At 49.6% G+C, this 22416-nt stretch carries 15 protein-coding genes; 4 read left to right on the top strand and 11 right to left on the bottom strand.

Features of this window, described 5'->3' with window-relative positions; all coding sequences use genetic code 11:
- Positions 1 to 12: 12 nt before the first annotated feature.
- The 4 genes from B2X00_RS00745 to B2X00_RS00730 form a co-directional block, all read right to left on the bottom strand.
- Positions 13 to 2139: a YjbH domain-containing protein gene (locus B2X00_RS00745; RefSeq protein ID WP_290485707.1), complete on the bottom strand. Its 2127-nt coding sequence runs from the start codon at positions 2137 to 2139 to the stop codon at positions 13 to 15.
- Entirely contained in the window at positions 2136 to 2969 is an 834-nt protein-coding gene (locus tag B2X00_RS00740; RefSeq protein WP_290485706.1) for a capsule biosynthesis GfcC D2 domain-containing protein, read from the bottom strand. Before B2X00_RS00740 ends, B2X00_RS00745 begins: the two co-directional genes overlap by 4 nt.
- Entirely contained in the window at positions 2969 to 3697 is a 729-nt protein-coding gene (locus tag B2X00_RS00735) for a YjbF family lipoprotein (RefSeq protein WP_290485705.1), read from the bottom strand. Before B2X00_RS00735 ends, B2X00_RS00740 begins: the two co-directional genes overlap by 1 nt.
- A 97-nt stretch (positions 3698 to 3794) precedes the next feature.
- Positions 3795 to 4085: a hypothetical protein gene (locus tag B2X00_RS00730; protein ID WP_290485704.1), complete on the bottom strand. Its 291-nt coding sequence runs from the start codon at positions 4083 to 4085 to the stop codon at positions 3795 to 3797.
- 213 nt (positions 4086 to 4298) lie between these two features.
- On the opposite strand from B2X00_RS00730, the gene B2X00_RS00725 reads away from it, so the two are divergent.
- Entirely contained in the window at positions 4299 to 7232 is a 2934-nt protein-coding gene (locus tag B2X00_RS00725; RefSeq protein ID WP_290485703.1) for a zinc-dependent metalloprotease family protein, read from the top strand.
- A gap of 33 nt (positions 7233 to 7265) precedes the next feature.
- Here the strand turns inward: B2X00_RS00725 and B2X00_RS00720 are convergent, their stop codons facing one another.
- Positions 7266 to 7769, bottom strand: coding sequence for a hypothetical protein (locus B2X00_RS00720; protein WP_242603679.1), 504 nt, complete (start codon positions 7767 to 7769; stop codon positions 7266 to 7268).
- A gap of 133 nt (positions 7770 to 7902) precedes the next feature.
- A complete protein-coding gene (purL, locus tag B2X00_RS00715; protein WP_290485702.1) occupies positions 7903 to 11793 on the bottom strand; it encodes a phosphoribosylformylglycinamidine synthase in 3891 nt (1296 codons plus the stop codon).
- Positions 11794 to 11939: 146 nt separating this feature from the next.
- Here purL and B2X00_RS00710 point away from each other — a divergent pair, with 146 nt between their 5' ends.
- Together B2X00_RS00710 and rfaH are read left to right on the top strand one after the other, a co-directional pair.
- Positions 11940 to 12083, top strand: coding sequence for a hypothetical protein (locus B2X00_RS00710; protein ID WP_171903946.1), 144 nt, complete (start codon positions 11940 to 11942; stop codon positions 12081 to 12083).
- Positions 12084 to 12310: 227 nt separating this feature from the next.
- A complete protein-coding gene (gene rfaH / locus B2X00_RS00705; protein ID WP_071463190.1) occupies positions 12311 to 12808 on the top strand; it encodes a transcription/translation regulatory transformer protein RfaH in 498 nt (165 codons plus the stop codon).
- A 5-nt stretch (positions 12809 to 12813) separates the two neighbouring features.
- On the opposite strand, the gene mltF is transcribed toward rfaH, so the two are convergent.
- Both mltF and B2X00_RS00695 read right to left on the bottom strand, forming a co-directional pair.
- Positions 12814 to 14187 (bottom strand): membrane-bound lytic murein transglycosylase MltF, encoded by a 1374-nt coding sequence (gene mltF / locus B2X00_RS00700; protein ID WP_290485701.1) that lies wholly within the window; start codon positions 14185 to 14187, stop codon positions 12814 to 12816.
- Positions 14188 to 15489: an amidohydrolase gene (locus tag B2X00_RS00695; protein ID WP_290485700.1), complete on the bottom strand. Its 1302-nt coding sequence runs from the start codon at positions 15487 to 15489 to the stop codon at positions 14188 to 14190.
- A 76-nt stretch (positions 15490 to 15565) separates the two neighbouring features.
- Between B2X00_RS00695 and tadA the strand changes: the two genes are divergently transcribed.
- Complete coding sequence (gene tadA / locus B2X00_RS00690) at positions 15566 to 16063, top strand: tRNA adenosine(34) deaminase TadA (RefSeq protein WP_290485699.1); 498 nt, start codon at positions 15566 to 15568, stop codon at positions 16061 to 16063.
- Here the strand turns inward: tadA and B2X00_RS00685 are convergent.
- From B2X00_RS00685 to B2X00_RS00675, 3 genes are all read right to left on the bottom strand, one after another.
- Entirely contained in the window at positions 16022 to 17413 is a 1392-nt protein-coding gene (locus B2X00_RS00685) for a Na+/H+ antiporter NhaC family protein (RefSeq protein ID WP_290485698.1), read from the bottom strand. The two genes, tadA and B2X00_RS00685, sit on opposite strands and share 42 nt — an antisense overlap.
- Before the next feature lie 120 nt (positions 17414 to 17533).
- A complete protein-coding gene (locus B2X00_RS00680) occupies positions 17534 to 20689 on the bottom strand; it encodes a TonB-dependent receptor (protein WP_071463188.1) in 3156 nt (1051 codons plus the stop codon).
- Between the two features lie 129 nt (positions 20690 to 20818).
- On the bottom strand, positions 20819 to 22416 hold a 1598-nt coding region (locus tag B2X00_RS00675), incomplete at its 5' end, for a TonB-dependent receptor domain-containing protein (protein ID WP_290485697.1).

Genomic DNA, 22416 nt, shown 5'->3' with positions numbered 1-22416 from the left:
CCTTATTTGTCCTTACCACTCATTATAAAATCGGCTACGCGCATCGGTAATACCATATAAATGCGCTGCGCGTTGCAACATTTGTCCACCATCACGGGTGAGCGGCGTCCATCCAATGGCGCCGCGACCGGTGCTGTGGTTAATTTGTAATAGATCAAACGGGATACTGATAAAGAAGCCTTTATTGAAGCTCCCCTCACCAAACTCTTCCGCTGATACGTTTGTCTTCGCCGCAAAAGCGCCGACGATAATACCTGAATCAAATTTCTTCTCAAATTTGACGTTTACACCCCAGTCTTTTGCAAGGAAACGCCCTGCCGACACGGTCAACAGTGTGTTGTCAAAGAAATAATCCGTGCGCAGATAACCCGTTAAATGCCCGGTTAGCACGTCGTAATCTCTAAATCCGAGGTGATTTTCGAAGCTACGTTGGCGCGCATAATTGATATCGACACCCACCGCCCACGGTTTATCGAGCGGGCGATAGAGCCATTCGGTCCCGATACCGCCAAACATGCGCTCAAGATACCCACCGTAAAAGGAGCTGTAAAGATTGTCTTGCCACTCTTTGACATAGGTACCCTGTGCACGTGTGAGTACAATGTCCGATTGCGTTGAATATTCACGCACATAGGTTCGCACGCGCGGCAACGGTGCTTCGCCGTCCTCAACGAGATAATTAAATTTATCGTAATTATCGACGATGGTGCCACTGATTACACCATTGACTAAGAAGTTCTCGGTCGGCACCCAATTAAAATAACCGTCCATGCGCAGCTTGTACATATAGAACGCTTCGGGCCCACCAAACGACTGCTCTAAGAAAGGACGGAAACCAATATCGGGTAGTCCCAGTTCACTGGTGCGCTCAAACAACAGTTGGTCGTCATCATCTTGATTAACGTTAACCAGTTTGTAGCTATCTTTGTAGCGCGTGGTAAAGTCGGCGCGGTAAAATGCCCGTTTAAAGGTGGGCGCATCGACATTCACCTGTGCGATAGGCATGCCGAGCACATCATCGACAAATTGATACTGGGTGACCGAAGCCGGTAAATAATTAGCCAGCACCGCTGCGGCTCTATCCAAACTCATCGTTTCATAGCGATAGCGACTTTGGTTACCCACCAACGTGACTTTTTTGCCGTTGTCGCTGAGGTAAAAGCGCTTGAGATAAAAGCCACTGGCTTTACGCAACTTGCTGCGCAACTCATCGGTGTCCAGCTGATCCATTGAGGTGAGTTGCGGCTCGGTGGGTGCCGGTACCGGATCGGTACGCTTGTATTGCGTCATATCGTCAAAGTTCGTACGGAAGCTAAACCCGAACATCCAGGTATTGCCCCGTTCGTAACTCAGTTTGAGGTTGACGTTATCGTTCATCCGATAGTGCAGGCCATAATTCCAGTGGGAGTCCTGAATGATTGGCGTGCGCGAAGACTCACGCGAGAAGTCGTTGGCATCGTATTCAACTTTGACAATAAGCGGATCCCAGGGCGTTTGGTACGCAATCCCACCAAATACGCCTGCGTTACCGGTAAACCAGTCGCCAATTTCGAACTCACCGCCTTGCCCGCTGAGCTCGTTGGCGCGATCACAAAAACGATCCGCAATGTCGCACAACGGGTTGTCGATATTGCCTGAGCGACCTAAGTAACCCCAACCGATACCTAACGTCACATCGACAGGGCCAAAGCGCTTACTTGCCGCAATGTACTCGGATGCAAATTGTCCAGTTCCGGCGATATCACGTAAGCCTAAACTGGTTTCGGGCAGCCAACGGCTTTCTTCTAACAATCTAAACTTTACATCAAGCCCACGGTCTTTATAGGTTTGGTCGCCACTAAAACCTTCTGAGTCACTGTATAGGCGCGTTCGCACATCGGTGTAGCGAATGGTTGACTCCAGCCACGGGAACAACTGGAGACTCAACGCCATGCGACGGTATTCGTCGTTGTCGTAGTAAAGTACCGAGAACTCACCATCGCGGTTCATACGCCCGGTCGGGGTTTGCATTAAACCCGCACCACCGATATCGGATTGCGTAGGCTGATAGATACGATCGGCACTGATATCTTGCGCAGACACGTTGGATAAATAACCTAACGCAGCCATGGTCAGTGTATAAACACTCAACTTTTTCATGACTGACCTCCGTTAGGCAGAATAAATTTTGCCAATAACATGAGTTCGAGATCCAACTGCTCGGTTTCGTCGGTAAGCCAATACTCTGAAAGTAAGCGCACGCTGTGAATTAGGTTGCCCTTAATGGCGCAGCGCTGAGCTTGGTCAGCGTTGACAGTTTGCATCGGGCTGCGTTCATCGTGTGGGTAACACGCAGCGGGCAAACGCTGGTTGTAATAAGCAACGGGCTGCTTTGCTACGGTGCCATTAGGTAGCACATTCCATAAGAAATCATTATCGACACCCGCTAAATCCTCAGGTAGACCGAATGTCAGCGCTTTATGAGGAAAGCTGTAGAGATGCCAGTTAAACACGCGGCCATCGGCACGTGTTAACAGTGGGTTCTGCTGCAGAATAAGACGCGTTTGGTCCGGTGTTAAATTAAAGCTGTAGGTGGCTTGCAGTGGCCAACGGCTCACCTGCGCTGCCAGACGCTTAATGCTATCGGCAACCTGTTGTTCATCTTGGCGACTCCAGTGACGCGCCAGCTGATCGAGCTGTTCAACCATGCGCTCGCGGTGACGCTCCAGCCTGGCTTGTAAAAAGTCGCTGGATAGGCGGCTCGCTGACCAGTTAATTTGGGCGAGTTCGTCAGCATTGATATCGCTTAAAATACGCTCATAGACTTGCGAAATACGCTCGGGTTGGCTCAGTTCATAGCTTTTTTGCCAACTGACATCGCCCGGCTGTTCTGGATTCTGATGCAAGTAAACGTTTACTTTAACCTGCGCTGCAGCAATCTGACTAACACTCATAAATACAACAAAAAGCAATCCAACGAATACGCGCATTAGTTTGCCCCTCTGTTCGAATTGCCCGGCTTTTGTAGATCTTTTTTGTAGGGTTTGAGCTCTTCGGTCACCACGCGTGGTAATGCGTCGGTCAGTTGTTGCGACGACTTCACCACCCGTCCGGTTTCGGTGGATAACCAATAATCGTTGGTCCACGTGGTACCGTTATCTTGGGCTATTTGTTCGCGCCAATGCACCGTATTAACTGAACGATTAATGGGGAGCTCTAGCGTTTCTGAGCCGATACGTGAAAATTGCGAGGTAATCGCGTGAATAGATGCCTCTTGTGCAACGCCTGACTGCACTTGAGCTTGCCATGTGAGTGAGCACTGACTATTTAGTTGCGTGAGACATTTAAGCGGATCATTGCGAAGATTACTGACCCATGCCAGTTCATTTAAATTACCCGAGACGCCCTGCGTTTGTACCACGCGACCATGACGCGTGACGACCACTTCTTGATCGCCTGACAACCATTTGTATTGGTCGTTATCATCAAAGCCAAGCCCTAACGCAATACGCCGCTGTTGATTAAAGCGTGCATACATCATGGGGTAATTAATTTCGTCCAATCGCTCTTGCGTGACCGTCACATCTTGATTGCCTGACCAAGCAAACGCCAGTGTCTCTTTCATCGACTCAACGCGGTTCATACATCCTGACAGCAGGACGGCTGCTGCAAGACTGGGCAGAAATAAACGGCTGTGGTGCATTGTTTTTGTTGTCATTCGACGCCGAGGAATTATCTATGGGTAAACAACTATAAACGAAAAAGCCGCCCATGTTGAGGGCGGCTTTGTAAACACTTAGTTAAGTGTTAACCAATTACTGGCCAGTACCTGTTGTAGTACCGGTGCCTGTACCAGTGCCTGTACCAGTCGCGGTTTCAGTACCCGTGCCTGGAGGATTGGTTGTACCTGGATCTTCATCATCGCCACCGTCAGCAGCGACAGCTACTGCGATACCCGCTGCAACAGCGCCCACACCGATAGTGGTTGCGCTAACGCCGCCAATACCAGAAGCTTCAGAGCCAGTTGGTTCCGCGTCTTGCGCAGAAGCCAAGCCTGGCGCCGCTGCTAAAGCAGCTGCAGCAAACAAAGCTGAAAGTTTTTTCATAATTACACCTCTGTGTACACGTTCTACAAAATTCAATCGATTGGCCAATCAATCTTGCGTTGTTAAAAAACGCATTCATGATTGCTTAATACGTTATCAGGTTTCTTTTAGTTTGCAAATTATTTTACTGTTTTAACACGATTTTTTCACAACATTGATCATAAGCCTGAGTTAGGCGACACTAACATAATCTAAACGTTTAGAGTTGATTATATGAAAATACTATCTTTGACATCCGCTATTGTGGCGTCACTGGCTTTGAACAGTGCTCTGGCGCAAACCGTTGAACCTCAGCCTACGCTGCATAACCAATTACAAACACAGCAGTTTTCGCTGGGTCAATCGGTTGCGCTACCCTTTGATAGTGGCTCGGATAACATATCGGCTGAATATGTTATTGCTGAAGGCAGTCAACCAACGCAAGGGTTTTACGTACTGGACAAGCCACTTAGTAATGGCAAGGTACAGCGCTTTGCAGGCAGTATTTACCATACGCCTGAACATACTATTTATACTTTGCAAAATGCCGAGGGCAACTGGGTAAAGGTTTATCAGACCGGCAATCGCACCAAGACTGTGTTAGTCAATAATAAATACCCTGAGCCGCTGCGCATGCCGGCGACTGCAAAGTCAGTCGATATGACGCAAGCGATTCAGTGGCGCGGTGAACCATCAACACCACGAATGCAGGCCGATGCGATAACTACTGATACGGCTTCCGATTCTAGTATTGATACTTTGATTTTGTTTGACCCTCGTTTACCCGCCTATATGGCTGAGAACGATGCCGTATTTGACGAAGATATTGAGTATGCCGATGCCGTCACCAACTTTGTTTACGAGCAGTCAGAATTATCACTCGCCCATCGTATTGTCGGCGCTCATCCTATCATGTTGCCAAGCACTGAAAATGATTTTGTGGGTGCGCCTTCGACCGATATCTTAGATGAATTAGTTAATAGTGGTATGGCGAGTCGCTTGCGTGATCAATATAACGCTGACGTCATTCACTATATTGGCGTGAGCGATGATGTGTGTGGACAAGCCTATGTTGCCTCGGATATCGCTGCTGATAATACCTTTTTTGGCATTTCGCCGGACTTCCACGTCGCGTTTACCACCTACCAATGTTTGGGGACCGGGACTTTCCCTCACGAGTTAGGCCACAACATTGGTTTGCTGCACGACCGCTACACGTTGGACAATAATGAGCAAGGCTCTGGCTCACAAATCGATAACCATATCCCTTACGGCTATGTTGACCCTGATGGTGAGTTTTACACCATTATGGCGTATGGCTCGAGCTGTCGCGAAGTAGCACCTAACGGCACCTGTAGTCGCGAGGCGCTTTATTCCAGCCCCGACTTAGATATCAACGGCACACCTGCGGGTAAGTCCGAAGCGGAAGTTGATGCGGCTAATGCGGCTAAAGCGACGACCTTAACCACGCCGTGGACGCGCCGTTTCCAACGTTGGAATGATTATTTAAATGTCGGTGTTGCACTGGACGGCGGTAGCGTTCAATTGCAACTACCGGATGACTCTGTCAGTGAGTATCTTGTTGTTAACCGTAATTGTCATAGTAACCGTTATTTCACTCAGCAACAGATCGAGAACGGCGAGACCATTACCGGCTCGACACTCACGGGCACTATTGAACCGGGCAACTTGGGTATTTGTGTATTAGTCCCTTCTGACGATAACGGTTACCAGCTCATTGGTGAGTTTTCTGCTTCTGTCTCATCAAGCGGTGGCAATGACGCCTTTATCTTTACCGATAGCAACGTGTTAACCGCCGATGTGGGTGATGCACAATCGTTCACGGTATTGCTCAGCGACGATAGTATTCTTAACTCAAACATTGAGCTCGCGACGTACTTTGATGAGTCAATGGGTCGCCCGAGTATCAATGAAGGCATTGCCCAGGCGAGTGAATGGTTTGATGTGTCAGTATCGGGCAGCGGTGCTGAACGTACGCTGACTATTACACCGAAGCGTTCTCAGGCGGCGATTGCGGCTGAGTTGGCGGATACCGACCAACGCAACGTGTTTCAGCTTCCGCTGCGTGTAGTGAACACTAACTTCTCTGAATTCAGCGTATCGAGCATGATTTGGTGGGAAGGTCCAGCGAATAGTCAGACGCCTGTCACCGGCTACCTTACGCAGGGATATGAAATTATATCGGACGAGTCGGTTAGCCTATCTGCTGAGTTAGTCAATGTTCCTGCAGATGTCACGCCGGCCTATTCTATCGGTGGTGATGTCAGTATTGATAACCTAGTGGTGACTCAAACCAACCGCACCACGACACCGCAAGGTGACGTCATTACCCTCAGTGTTGAAGGCGATGCAACAAGCATCACCGATACCGGTACAGTGACTATTGTTGCTGACTTAGGCGTTCAAGGTGCACCGAATGTGACGATTCCGATTCGTGCGTATAGTAACAACCAGCCTGCGATTTTAAGCTTTACCGCAAGTAGCGACACCATTCTTGAGGATGAGCCGTTTACTTTGACCGTCACGCTGAATGAGCCGAGCGATACCTCGTTCTACGATACGCTGACCGTAGAGCAGCGTTTACCAGGCCGCGATAATGTGGTGTTCGAGCCGACTCGTAGCGATGGCAACGTGTTTGAGTTTGATATTCCGGGGCAAGCCTCGGGCGCTTATGACTTTGTTGCCAGTGTTAACGATGGCAACGGTAATTCGGTCATGGATACCATCAGTATCTCGGTTGAAGCGATCGAGCCGATTGTCGTTGATGCGATGAGTTTCTCGCCTTCGAGCGTGCGCGCAGGAGGTGCAACGACAGCTACGATTACGACCTCGGGTAACTTGGATTTAGCTACCACTGATTGGTCAGTGGATGATAGCTCCGTCACTATTAGTAACGAGGACCTCACCTCTGCACGCTTAAGCTTTAGTGAGCAAGGCACTTATACCGTGTCGGTCACCGTCACTGATACCGCCGGTAACACGGATACCTTTGAGGAGACTATCGATGTTGCTGCGGCACCAACGACCACAACGGGTGGTAGTTCAGGTGGCGGCAGCAGTGGTGGTAGTACCGGTTGGTTGATGCTGCTATTGCTGGCAGGCTTAGGTGGAATCAAACAAGGTTGGATAAAAAAGCGGGGCCGTTAAGCCCCGCAAACCACCTTGCTCGGAGTGGAAACCTTAGAATTTGTAGGTAATACCTACGCGAAATTCGTTGTCGATATCGTCGAAGTTGCCACGGAAACCGATATCGGCAGCGAAACGCTGATCGAAGTTATAACGTACTTTGGCGCCCACTGACGCATAACCGTCTAGTGCTGAGTCGTAGGTCGCATCAAACATGGCTGTTGCTTGCGTGCTCAAACCAATTTCAGTACCGATGCCGACGTAGCCGCCCGTGTCGTCGGTGTTACCAAAATCGTAATGGCTCATGCCGCCTTTCAAGAACAACGGGCTGTTGCTCAGCAAATACTGGCCGCCTAAACGCGTACCAAAATCACCAATATCAAACGCCTCACCTTCAATCACCCAATGTGAATCGATTTGACGTGATGCTTTAATGTAAAAGTCTGAATCACCAAAATCGTTGTAACCACCGCTGACATAGTTACGATCTTCTGCGTGTGCAGTGAGCGCAACCGATGCGGCTAGGATACCTGTGAGTGCTATAATACGTTTCATCATACTGCCTCCTGTTGAGTCTTAATTCTATTATGCGGTTCCTCAGATATTTGGCTAGACTCGCAGGCGTAAAGGTTTTGAAAAGGCAAAAAAAAGAGCAAGCTCAATGGCTTGCTCTTTTTTCTCAACGTACACGTTAGAAGCGTGTACGTGCATTACGGAACATGCGCATCCATGGGCTATCCTCGCCCCACTCATCGGGATGCCAGCTGTTCGCAACAGTGCGGAATACACGCTCTGGGTGTGGCATCATCGCCGTCACACGGCCATCGCGGCTGCTGACAGCGGTAATGCCATTCGGCGAGCCGTTCGGGTTGGCAGGATATTGCTCTGCCACGTCGCCCCAGTTGTCGATATAGCGCAGTGCTACCTGACCGGCTTGCTCAAGTTGTGCTTGCTGGTCGACTGCGGCAAATTCAGCACGCCCTTCACCGTGAGAGACGGCAATCGGCATTTTCGAACCTTGCATCCCGTCAAAGAACGCCGAATTGGTCGTTTGTACTTCGACCAAACTAAAGCGCGCTTCAAAACGTTCGCTGCGGTTGGTGACAAAACGCGGCCAATGTTCAGTACCCGGAATCAGACTTTTCAGTGTTGAAAGCATCTGACAACCATTACACACGCCTAAAGCTAGCGTATTGTCGCGGTTAAAGAACGCTTCGAACTGATCACGTGCGCGTTGATTAAATAGGATGGATTTAGCCCAACCTTCACCGGCACCCAGCACGTCGCCATAGGAGAATCCACCACAGGCGGCCAGTGCCTGCATCTCATCTAAGGTGACACGGCCTGTTAAAATATCGCTCATGTGCACGTCTACAGCTTCAAAACCAGCACGGTCAAAAGCCGCGGCCATTTCATAATGCGAGTTCACACCCTGCTCACGTAAGATAGCCACTTTCGGGGCGCTGCCTTTAGCAATGTAGGGGGCTGCGATATCTTCATGCACATCAAAGCTTAAATCGGCTTGCAAGCCTGGATCGTCGACCCGTTGTTTAAGCTGGAACTCCTCATCAGCACAGACTGGGTTATCACGTAACCGCTGCATTTGATGCGTGGTTTCAGCCCACAACGTACGGTAATGCGTGCGCGATGAGTCAATAACGGTGTCACCGTTAAAAGTCAGTTTAATCTCATCTCGCTCGGTGGGCTGACCGATGACATGGATAGCATTCTCGAGCCCTGCTTTTTGGAATGCTGAGAGCACGTTTTTACGCTGATCGTCCGTCACTTGTATGACCGCGCCGAGCTCCTCACTGAACAGTGCCGCTAACGCGTTATCACCTAAGTCGCTCAAATCTGCATGGACACCACAGTGGCCGGCAAACGCCATCTCAGCCAAGGTCGTCATTAAACCGCCGTCAGAGCGGTCGTGATACGCAAGAATACGTCCTTCGGCTATCAGCTGTTGCAGTGTTTCGAAAAATGCTTTGAACTGCGCTGCGTCGTCTAAGTCAGGTGTTTGCTCACCCAGTTGCTTATACACTTGTGCCAGCGCAGAACCGCCTAACCGATTCTTACCTTGACCTAAATCGATAGCAATCAGGTGGGTATCACCTTTATCTAGACGCAGTTGCGGCGTCACGGTGTTACGTACGTCGTTAACTCGAGCAAAGGCGGTAATCACCAGTGACAGTGGTGCGGTTACGGCTTTGTCTTCGCCCTCATCTTGCCACTGGGTTTTCATCGACATGGAGTCTTTTCCTACCGGAATGGTAATTTCCAATGCAGGACAAAGTTCTTCACCGATGGCTTTTACCGCCTCGTATAAACCAGCGTCCTCACCGGGGTGACCGGCGGCGGCCATCCAGTTCGCGGACAATTTAACGCGTTTTAGTTCACCAACGTCGGCGGCTGCAAGGTTAGTTAATGCCTCAGCGACCGCCATGCGCGCAGAAGCGCCGTAGTTTAGCAAGGCTAATGGCGTGCGTTCGCCCATCGCCATGGCTTCACCATGATAGGTATCGTATGAGGCCGCGGTTACCGCTACATCGGCGACCGGCACCTGCCACGGACCGACCATTTGATCGCGTGCGACCAAGCCGGTGACCGAGCGATCACCAATAGTAATTAAGAACGTCTTCTCGGCGATGCTTGGTAAGCGCATCAAGCGTTCTGCAGCTTCGTTAGCATCGATGCTGTTGAGTTTAAGCGCTTCGCCAGCCGCTTGCTGACGTTTGACGTCACGGTGCATTTTCGGTGGTTTACCGAGTAGCACGTCGAGTGGTAGATCAATCGGCTGGTTATTGAATTTGGCGTCATTTAACAAGATGGTGAGTTCTTCGGTCGCTTCACCAATCACGGCGTACTCGGCACGCTCGCGCTCACAGATTTGCTCGAAACGCGCCATGTTTTCTGGCGCGATGGCGATCACGTAACGCTCTTGTGATTCGTTACACCAGATTTCCAGCGGTGTCATACCCGGTTCGTCATTGGGTATGTCACGCAGTTCGAAACGACCGCCTCGCCCCCCGTCACTGACAAGCTCTGGCATGGCGTTGGATAAGCCACCCGCGCCTACGTCGTGAATAAAGGCAATCGGGTTATCTGAGCCGAGTTGCCAACAGCGATCGATGACCTCTTGGCAACGCCGTTCCATTTCAGGGTTATCGCGCTGTACTGAGGCAAAATCAAGGTCTTCTGCTGACTCGCCCGATGCCATCGACGACGCAGCGCCGCCACCCAGACCGATGTTCATCGCCGGGCCACCTAACACCACCAGTTTGGCACCCACAGGGATGTCGTCTTTTTGCACGTGGGCTTCGCGGATATTACCCAAGCCACCGGCAATCATGATCGGCTTATGATAACCGCGTACCTCTCGGCCGTTATGACTGTTCACGGTTTGCTCGTAAGTACGGAAGTAACCCGTTAGCGCTGGACGACCAAATTCATTGTTAAATGCGGCCCCGCCGAGTGGCCCCTCGAGCATAATATCGAGTGCACTGACGATACGCGCAGGCTTGCCGTAGTTTTCTTCCCACGGTTGTTTGAAGCCTGGAATATTTAAGTTGGATACGCTAAAGCCCACCAAACCCGCTTTGGGTTTTGAGCCGATACCGGTGGCGCCTTCATCACGGATTTCCCCACCCGAACCGGTCGCTGCGCCGGCATAAGGGGCAATCGCTGTCGGGTGATTGTGCGTCTCGACCTTCATCAAAATATGAATCGGTTCGTGGCTATAGCTGTAGGTGGTTGATTCAGGTGACGGATAAAAGCGCCCTGCTTCGTGCCCTTCCATCACCGCGGCGTTGTCTTTGTATGCCGACAACACATAGTCTGGCGTCACTTCAAAGGTGTTTTTGATCATCTTAAATAGCGACTTTGGCTGTGCTTCGCCATCAATAGTCCAGTCTGCGTTAAAGATCTTATGGCGACAGTGCTCCGAGTTTGCTTGGGCAAACATATACAACTCGATGTCGTTGGGGTTACGCCCTAACTTCTTGAAGTTTTCTAATAGATAATCGATTTCGTCATCCGCGAGCGCCAGACCGAGCGATACGTTGGCGTCTTCTAGCGCTGAACGGCCTTCGGCCAGAATATCAACGTTGGATAAGGGGGCTGGCTCAGCTTGTTGAAACAGCTTTTCAGCATCACTCATGTGATACAGCACGCTCTCGGTCATGCGGTCATGCAGTAGTAATGCGGCTTGCTTTTGCTCTTCCGCTGATAAATCACCTTCCAGATAGTACGCAACGCCGCGTTCAATACGATGGACTTCTTTAATGTCGCAGTTATGGGCAATGTTGGTTGCTTTTGATGCCCAAGGCGAAATAGTGCCAAGGCGTGGGACGACCAAAATAAGCGTACTGGATTCGCTGGGTGATTGTTGTTGAGCGGTGGGGCCGTAGGTTAGCAGTTGCTTGAGAATGTCGTGATGCGCGTCGGAGAGTGTGTTGCGAAGGTGAATAAAGTGCTGATACTCCGCATATAAACTCTTTATGGGGATCCCCGCATGTTTGAGTTGTTCAAGCTTTTTTGTAATTTTGAACGCCGATAAGGCAGGTGAACCACGAAAGATTTCCACGACAACAGTCTCCAACGCTTGTGTAAAATTTGCGCGGCGATTATATCGAAAAATCCCTCTGCCTGCCATGTTTGACTTTGGCTTTTTAAGTGACAGCTTAGGAACTGATCTGCTAGGATCAAGTTCCACCTGCAAAGGAGTCTTTTATGTCACAACGCCGAATTAATAAGACCGCCAATGACGCTCGTCGCCGTGCTGTTGTCCGTGCTCGCCGTAAACGAATTATCGAGCGCCGAGAAAAATGGTTCCGCTTGGTGAAAAAGGAAGGCTCACCCAAGATAGAAAGCTAAGCTTCGGCTTAGCTTTTTACGTTTTTATATGAAGAAAGTTATAGCATTTTCAACATTTCACATCGTGAAGTGTTATTAATAGAATTTATACTACATTCAAAATGTATTTTTTACAGTCTTTGACGTCAATTTTTCACGTTAAAGAATATCTACTCTAAATTTTTGTAAATTCACTTGTTACAGCGATAAACTTCCTTTCGTCAGATTAAGCAACCGGGGCGTCTCGTATGGACACGCAGACATTCGGTGGTTGGTATGTGCTTAAAACGAAACCGCGTCAGGAAGACCGGGCACTGGAAAATCTCAACCGCCAAGGCTTTAAATGTTTCGGACCTAAGTTAAATGTCGAACGCATTGTTCGTGGCAAGCGCAGCTTGCGCACGGAGCCACTCTTCCCTGGATATGTTTTTGTGCAATCTGACGAGCTAGCTGAACAGTTTTATAAACTGCGCAGTACGTATGGGGTACACTCGCTCGTGCGGTTTGGCGACAGAATCCCAAAGCTTCCGCAGTCATGGATAGACACCTTTAAAGGCAAGGATGCCTTGGCGGAAACTCGAGCACCTAAAATTGGCGATCAGGTGGAGATCAACGAAGGTCCGTTTAAAGGATTTATGGCAAAAGTCATTGGCCTCGATGGCGAGTCACGCTGTTTTGTCTTACTCGAGTGGATGCAAAAGGAAGTGAAAGCCTCGCTATCCTACAATGAGCTGCAACTGCATTAATACGTTTATAAACGCCCTTGATCATCTAACCATTTAAGTGTGTCGTAAAAACGGCGTATATTTCCTACATACGTAACCGGTTCATCACCCCGTGCAAAGCCAAATTTGGTTTGGCGATAAAACTGCTTTTGTCTTAATAATGGCAAGCGCTGTTTCACATCTAGCCAACGATCGGGGTTGCCGCCTTGTCGCTCTGTTAACACTCGCGCATCCTCAAGATGACCAAAACCAATGTTATAAGCCGCTAAGGCAAACCAGGTTCTATCGGGCTCTGGAATGCGAGCAGGAATTCGCTGCAGCATACGCTCAAAATAACGCGCTCCACCTCGAATGCTTTGTTCTGCATTGAGCCGACTCTTAACGCCCATCGCTTTAGCAGTTGGCAGTGTCAGCATCATCATACCGCGCACACCGGTGGGCGATACCGCGCGAGGATTCCACAACGACTCTTGATACGAGATTGCCGCTAACAAACGCCAGTCGAGATCGCCCGAATGTTGCTTAAACAGATCGATGTATTTTGGAAGCTGCTGCTCGACTGCATCAATAAATAAGCTCGTGGTGACGTAATTAAACTGTTTTACATGACCAAAGTGCTTTTCTTTCAGGTACGCTAAACGCCCGCTATCACGCACTTCACCAAAATATTCAATGACTGCGGCATACAGTGAGTCGTCGGGTGCATTTTTTAATGCCCAAGCGACTTGTAACTCACGTTGCGTGGTGAATGCCACGCTCAGTCCCGGATGCGCACGTCGTTGTACTTCGAGTTGGTTGCTATCAGCGATGGTGTAGTCGATTTCCTCGCGATCAACCATGCGCATCAGTTCAACGGCATCATGGTCACTGGTCGAGCGCCAGTTTAGCTCGGGGAACTCATCTTCAATGGAACGTAAAAACTCTTCATGGGAACTGCCCTGTACGACCACTATCTCGCCATCGTCGACTTGCGCCCAGTCGCGTGGCCGTTGCCTTGAGCCTTGTTTAAATATGAGTTTATGACTGATTTCATCGTAGGGTGGCCCAAATCTAAATAGCTCACGTCGGTTAGCGGTTTCATCAAGCCCTGCGGCGACGATATCGACCTCGCCACGCTGCAATAGCGCAAACAGATCGGCGACATCAAAGCGAGGCACCATGCGCACTTCAACGCCCATGCGACGAGCAAACCGTTGTGCGAGTTCGTACTCGAACCCCTGCTCGACTTCATGATCGTAATAGAAGCTGGTGGGGTTCATCAGTGTACCCACCCGCAACACCTGTCGCTCTTTAACGATTTGCAGTTGGTTGGGCGTAGGCTGCGGCGTACAGCCTTGCAACCCAAGTAAAAAGGTTACTAACAGCGCCGCACCACACCACTTTACTACCACTGACTTCATCTACAGTGACTCAAGTGTCCAGTTAACGTATAGGTTAACGCCGGTTTTTAATGCATCTTCGTCGGCATAAAAATACGGCGAGTGATTACTCGGCTCCGACGCCATATCCCGATCTTCGGGCGTTACGCCTAAGAATACAAACATCCCTGGGACTTCTAACGCATAGTATGAGAAATCCTCTGCGCCGGTAACCAATGGCACTTCTTTCACGTTGTCTGCGCCAGCAATTTCGCGAGTAATCGGTAGCATTTCGTCAACGAGGTCAGGGTTGTTCACCGTGACAGGATAGCCTAAATCGATTTCTACGTCCGCTTCAGCACCATTCGCCTCGGCAATAGTTTCCGCAGTGTGCGTCAGACGCTTGTGAATATCCGCACGAATATCCATGTCGAAATTACGGATGGTACCTATTAAGGTGACGTCATCGGGAATGATGTTATTGCGCACGCCCCCTTCGACAATACCAAAGGATACGACGGCAGGTGCTTTAGTGATATCCGTTTGGCGGCTGATAATCGTTTGCGCACTATTAATAATCTGTGCTGACGTCACAATGGGATCAACCCCTGCCCATGGACGCGAGCCGTGGGTTTGTTTGCCTTTGACGGTAATTTCAAATTTATCCGATGACGCCATTAATGGGCCTTTACGATAACCAATATGCCCGGTCGGGAAACCCGCCCAAACATGAATACCGAATACACGCTCAGGCTTATAGTCAGGAAATACATCACTGAACAGGCCTTGTTTTAGCATTAACTCAGCGCCGCCTTCCTCGCCCTCGGGCGCACCCTCTTCTGCGGGCTGGAAAATGAACAATACATTGCCGTTAAGCTCATCACGCATACTGGTGAGCTTCTCGGCTGCTCCCATCAACATAGCGACATGGGTATCGTGTCCACACGCGTGCATAACACCGACTTCCTTGCCGCGATAGGTTGACTTCACGGTTGATTTAAATGGCACATCGGTTTTTTCAGTGACCGGTAAGGCATCCATATCAGCCCGTAATGCCACCGTGGGGCCATCACCACTGCCTTTTAATAGACCCACCACACCGGTGTGAGCGATATCGGTTTTAACTTCTAATCCAAGTTCGCGCAGATGGTTAGCCACCATCTTAGCCGTTTCGTATTCACGGTTACTCAATTCAGGATTGGCGTGAATATGACGACGCCAATCAATCACTTGTTGCTCCAGGTTACTATCAATCATCACCGGTGATTGCTGTTGTGCGTGCGTTGGTAGCGCCCAAGCGCTTATTACCGCTGCCGTTGTCAGTGCAAATGCCCAGTTCTTCATTGTTGTTCTCCCTGTGATGGGGGTTGGCCGCAAAATTTGGATGTCTTTAACCTTAGTCTGCGCTAAAATCGCTGCCATGACAACTGATGAAATCTACATGCAACGCGCCCTTGAGTTGGCGCAAAAAGCCGCTGACGAGGATGAAGTGCCAGTCGGTGCGGTACTGGTGCTTGATGACACGATTATTGGCGAGGGCTACAACCAGGTCATCACATTATCGGACCCCAGTGCCCATGCCGAGGCGCAAGCAATTCGTGCGGCAGGTAAAAACGTCGACAACTACCGTCTGGTCGACTCGTCCTTATACGTTACCCTAGAGCCCTGTGCAATGTGTGCGGGACTCATTACTCATGCGCGCGTTAGACGCTTGGTTTATGGTGCGCCCGATCCGCGCACCGGCGCAGCAGGCACGGCGATTGAAGTCCTTAATCATGCCTCAATGAACCACCGCGTTGAGATAACGTCGGGCGTGTTAGCGGAGCCCTGCGGCGATATTCTGCGCCAGTTTTTCAGAGCTCGCCGAAAGAAGGCCTCAACCGATAGCAGCGCCGGTGATAGCAAAGGCAACGATTGACGCACCGCCCGCCAGTAACGCATAAGGTAGTTGCGTACGTACGTGGTCGATATGCTCGGTGCCAGATGCCATGGAGGCAATGATGGTGGTGTCCGAAATCGGCGATGCATGATCACCGAAAATACCACCCGATATCGCTGCCGCGATAAACGGTGCCAACGGCAAATTGAGCGACATTGCGATAGGAATCGCCAATGGCAACATGATGGCGAAGGTACCCCAGCTTGAACCAATAGAAAAGCCCGTTAATGCCGCCAGCACGAATATCAGCGGTAACAACATCCAAACCTGTATGCTGCCATCCAGAATCGAGGCTAAAAACTCGCCCGTTCCCATATCACGCGTTAGACCACCTAAGGTAATGGACAGCCACAAAATTACCGCGAGTGGCAAGATGTTCCATGCGCCCTGCAAGGCAGCTTTGATGATGGTGAGTAGCGACGTTTTACGTACCCATTTTGTACCCACGATGGCAATCGCCAGCGCAGTATAGATAGCAATAAACACGCTTAAGGTGCCATCGCCTTTAACCAGAACGCCGTTACCCGTAATTAATAACATCACCGGTACCATCACCACGAGGCTCAACAGCGACGTTAATACGACAGCCGTGCCTTTACCATAGCTCGGTTTGCTTTTACCTTCTTCACCCCAATTATGTTTAGATACGCGGTCGGGCTGTGCATTACGCTCGAACGCTTTCATCGGACCGATGTTCCAGTCAAACCACGCCACTAAAAGCGCCAACAGGACTGCGAAGATAGCGTAGAAGCTAAAGCCTAACGACTGAATAAATACCCATAAGGGTTCTTCAACGCCTTGTTTAGCGATCAGTGTGAGATTAAAGGCGCCCCATGCGTTGAGTGGAATCAAAATACAAATTGCAGCACAGGTGGAATCCACGATGTAGGCGAGTTTTTCGCGCGAAATACCCAGGCGATCGTAGAGCGGACGCGAGGTCGTGCCAGCAATCATGATTGTGACGTTGGATTCGATAAATACTACGACACCCAGTACCCACGTCATCATGCGTGCGCGGCGTTTGTTTTCAACCCACTGACGCTGTTCCAGTTTTTGCACAAACTGCTTAAAGGTACCGCCCTTTTCTAGCACGCCAAATAAGGCACCAATACCCAATGTAAAGAACCACACCAGCATGTTGCTGCTGTCGGTCAGGGTACTCCAGCTCGACCACCCGATCCCTTGCGCCATACTTTGGATGGACGGCCAAAATAAAATGATATTAGCGAGTAAGATACCGCCAATCAGTGCCAATAGAACGCGTCGCGTCACTATGGCAAAAATGATGGCAAGTAGTGAGGGTAGTAAACTGGTCCAGCTCAGTTCCATAGTGGCTTTTATCTAATAAGTGATTGAGCGAGGTTAGCGGAATTAGCGGTAGGCGGCAAGATATGAAAAGAAAAAGGCCGCTCAAATGAGCGGCCTTTTTAGCTGTTTTATAACGCGTGCTTAGAATTTGTATTCGAAGCCTACACGTACTGACCACAATGAAGGCGCACCTGCACGTGATTGAACACGTGGGTCACGGAAGCTTTCAAATACGTACTGACCTTGGTCGTTGATGCTGACATCAGCCACTGTCACAGCGCGTGGGAAGCTTGCTTCGTACAATACACCCCAGTCGTCGTTCAACAAGTTACCGAGGTTTTCAACAACGAAGAAGGCTGACGCTTCGTGGTCGCTGCTGAATGCTGGTAATTGTTGTTCCATACGGAAATCAACTTTGGTCCACCACTTCGAGTTGAACTCGTTGCGTGGTGCGATACCACCTGCGTACTCACCTAATCCTTGTGAGTTGATGAAGTCAAAGAACGCTTGAGTATCAAACGGGTTGCCGTCGTCATCCATGCCTGCTACGAAGTTAGGATCATCAGCACCGGTTGGTACGTACAGTAACTGGCGACCTTGGTAAGCAACATCACCAAATGCACCGTCAGACATCGTGAACGAGTATGGACGACCTTCGTTACGCGTTGCGAATAAGGTCATGGTGTTCTCGTAACCCATGATTTCTGAAGTGTACGTTGCACGGAACGTGAAACGGTGTGGGATCTCGTAGTTAGAGGTCGACACGCCTGGGTTCTGTGGATTCGCTGTTGCTAAGTTAGTGTAGTTAGAGAACGCCACTGAGCTGGTCATTGGGTTCACGTCTTCTGCACGGTTGTAAGCGTATGCGAAGCTCCAGTCTAAACCGAAGTCGTATGACTTGTTCAATGCCAATGACACGGTCGTTTGTGAACCTGAATCGCCTTTAACATTGGTCAACAAGAAGTCATCGCCTTGGTCACGACCGTCAGTAGACAGTTCGCTGAAGATAGGACGACCATCTGGTGCGGTGCCCGTTTGCTCTAAACCAAGGTTGTAGATGACCGCTGCGTCTTTCTTCTCGGTGTGTAAGAAGTCAACCAATAACACGTAGTCGTTATCGAACGTGTAAGTTGCACCCAACGCGTATTTCCACTCGTTTGGCAATTCGAAGTTAGGATCCATGGTGTTGATTGGACCTTCACCGTTCGCATTGGCCACTTCGTCAAACAGGTTTTGTGGAATGTCGTAGATTGGACGACCTTCACCTGTGTGAGGAATGTTGAATAAGGTGTTACCGCCTGCGAAGAAATCATCAAATAGGTTCGCTTCGTACTGAGTGACACCGTTGTTAGAGTAATTGTTAGAGATCCATACGTTCGGGTTGCCGCCTGAATACAAGCCAACGCCACCACGTACTTCTAACTGTGGGCTCACAAACCAGTTGAAACCAAAACGTGGTTGCAGTAAGTCCTGGCCGTCCATGTTTTGCTGGTTAGAGAAACCATAAAGGTCCTCTACCAATGGGTTGTTTACTGGGTTATCGCTGCTGGTGTACCAGTCATAACGCAAACCGTAAGTAAAGGTGATGTCCATTGGTGCGTAGTAGTACTCATCCTGAACGTACGCCGTGTTTACAGCGTAAGAGAATTCTGCTGCCGCGTCCGTTGGGTTGTTGGTACCTGCTGCGCTTTCATAAATTACGCGGCTTGGTGTACCGGCTTCAAACGCATCGATAGAACCGAAGCGGTATTCACCTTGTGCTTCTTGTACGAACAAGTTGTAAACGTCGTATTTCTCTTGCTCGATACCGGCAGAGATGATGTGGTCGCCCGCAAGGTAAGTACCTTTTAATTTGAAGAACGTCGTGTCGTACTTCAATTTGTTTGCATGACGCGAGTCATCTGCACCCAAGTATACGGTTGCATCGTTAACGCCGATTTGAACTTCACCAAACTCGGTGCCGCCTAATGGGTTAACACGTGCGTCTAACTCTGAGTAACCGACACGTACTTCGGTTGAGAAGTTATCCGTCCAGTCAGAGAAGAACTCACCGACATATGAAGTGAACTTAGAACCACGCTCATAGAAGTGGTTTGAGAACTCAAGCTCATCAGCATCGCCGTCTGATTCGGCAATTGAGAAGCCGTCGTTGTAGTTGTACGTGAATGATGCACGGTGCGCGTCATTGATGTACCAATCTAACTTAGCAAGGAACTTCTCGTCTTCAACTGGCAAGCTCGCAGGGAACGTGCCTGGGTCATAGTTGTAGTTGTTGATCGCGATTTGACGAATACGTTCTGCGTCTGCTGCAGACACACCCAATACAGGTGATGCTACGCCGGTGCCTTCTGGGCCGCGGTCAAAGGTGTCAGAACCTTCAAGTTTTTCGTATGAGGTAAAGAAGAACAATTTGTCTTCTAAGATAGCGCCGCCGACATTAAAGCCGTAACGTTTTTCGTTGAATGCGCCTACGTTAATAGTATCGCCTTCAAGCTCACTACCTTGTAATGAATCGTTGGTGTAGTCAAAGAACACACCACCGAACATTTCGTTGTCACCTGATTTGGTAACAGCGTTGATGTTACATGCGGTGAAACCACCGTACTGCACATCAAACGGTGCGAATTCTACTGCAACCTGTTCGATTGCATCATAAGAGAAAGGCATACGCTCTGTTGGATAACCGCTTGAGTTCAAGCCGAAGTTATCGTTCATACGCACACCGTCAACAGTCAAGCTGTTGAAACGCGGGTTTGCGCCACCACACTGGATGTCGCCTGCGTTGGTTTCGTTGATGTAGATACGTGGGTCGATACGTACTACGTCTTTTAGGTCACGGTTAGCAGCCGGGGCGTCTTGCAAATCTTCGAGGTTGAAGTTTGCCGCAGGGCTGTTGCTACCGTACAACGCGTTAGTCGGTGCTGTACCGGTCACGCTGATTGTTTCGATATCTTGCGGTTCAAGTACCACATTCACGGTCTCTGAGTCACCCAACGTGAGGTAAACGTTTTCGATGACTTGGCTTTGGCCGTTAGGACCTTTAACCATCAAAGTGTATGGACCACCGACAGGCAAACCACGTGATGAGAACGTGCCTTGTGCGTTAGTCGTTAAGGTTTTGACTGAGCCAGTGCGTTCATCACGCAACTGAATAGTTGCACCGCTAATGATGGTGCCTGATTCTGCAGTGACAACACCACGAATGCTCGATGAGGTGTCTTGTGCAAGCGCGGCACCTGATACAGTCATTGCAATGGCGGCTGCCAATGCGGTGCGCTTAAAAGTTGAATTAAACATGTGTGTTCATCCCCGTTAGTTCAACACTGTTGTTATGTGATTCAGTCCGTGAAGTGTAAATCTCGATCATGTCAGTTCTGTGACATGACTAAAAAAAAGCCCCTCAACAAAATTGAGGGGCTCTGAGCCTTAGAACTCGTAACGTACGCCGAGTTTGACAGACCATGATGATGCGCCAATGTCGTACTGGTCATAGTTCTGCGGAGCATAACCATTGAACAGACGATCGATTTGGTATTTACCATCATCCGATAATCCACCGAAGTCATACAGGTTGACCTGCGGGTAACCTAAACGCTCTTCAACACCCCAGTCGCTGTTCAGCAAGTTAGCGAAGTTGTCGATGGTGAAGTACAAGGTACCACGGTGACCTTCAGCAAAACCTGGGATCTGTTGCTTGATGCTTAAGTCGATATCAGTAATCCATGGCTGAGTACCGCTGTTACGGTCCATGATGTAACCGCCTGGTGCGATACCGGCACGGTCAAGTACTGCGCTCAACTCGTCCCAAGATACTGAGTTCGCCCAATCTACATTTGGATCGTTTGGACCTGATGGGATGTAAGCGAGGTAAGCTGACTGCGAGTAGAAGTCAACGGTATCGCCGAAGTCGCCATCTTGGTACATGCTCATAGTGTAGCTGAATGGACGGCCTGAACGACGCTCATAGAATAAGTTGATGTTAGTTTTGTAACCATCAAAGAATTCTTTTTCGTAACCTAAGGTTACTTTGAAGCTGTGTTCGATCTCGTAATCACCACGTGCAGAGAACGGCTGGTTACGTGTTTTAACTACGTAGTGCTTGTAGTTACTTTCTGCTTGTGATGAAGAACCTGGTGATACTTCTTCAACGTCTTGGTTCGTGTAGCTCATGGTCAAGTTAAGACCGTTATCCCACTGCTTAGCCAAAGACTGAGTGAAGATATAGCTGCGACCATGCTCTTCTGCGTTGGTCATCATGATATCGAAGTTATCTGAGCGGTTGCCGCTGTAGATGCTTTCGTAGATAACACGCTCACCGTCTGCTGTTGTATCAACAGGCGTCAACGCAGTGTTCAACCATACTGACTCGTCTTGCTTACGCACGTACAAGAATGACGTTGTTGCGCGGAAGTCGTCACCCACCATTGGGATATCGAAGCTGTAGTCAGCTGCTAACTGTGCACGCCAGTCGCTTGGCAATTCAAAGTTAGGGTCGATGTAGTTGGTGCTACCTGCGCCTTGCTGCAGTGAGTCTTGGATCGCTTGTGGTACTTGTGTGAAGTCCGCAGGATCTGAGCTGTTAGCGAAGTAATCGTTGATGAAATCGCTGTTTGCCGCTACCAGCGTGATACCGTCTTTAGTGAACGGGTTACTGTACCAAACGTTAGGCACACCGCCGTAGAAACGACCTAAACCACCACGTAAAGTAACGTCGTCGTTCAAGTAGTACTTGAAGCTCACGCGTGGCAATACGATGTCCATACCGTCTAGGTTTTCTTGGTTAGAGAAACCGTAGGTATCAACAAAGTTTTGGTTCAAAGTTGGCTTGTCATCTGATGACAAACGCTCGTAACGAACACCGGCTGTCAACTCAAGGTCAGTTGTTGGGTAGAAAGTATCTTCTACATACAGCGCTGTCGTGTAACGTACTGCGTCATAAGCGGCATCTTCTGGGTTGCCTGTGTAGGCGTTCTGATATGAGAAGTCATACGTACCGTTGAAGTTACCTACTTCACGATTTTCGA

The sequence above is a fragment of the Idiomarina sp. UBA3162 genome (assembly GCF_002364475.1).
Lineage (GTDB): Bacteria > Pseudomonadota > Gammaproteobacteria > Enterobacterales > Alteromonadaceae > Idiomarina.
Note: the sequence above shows the minus strand (reverse complement) of the source record. Positions and strands in the feature narration are given on the sequence as shown.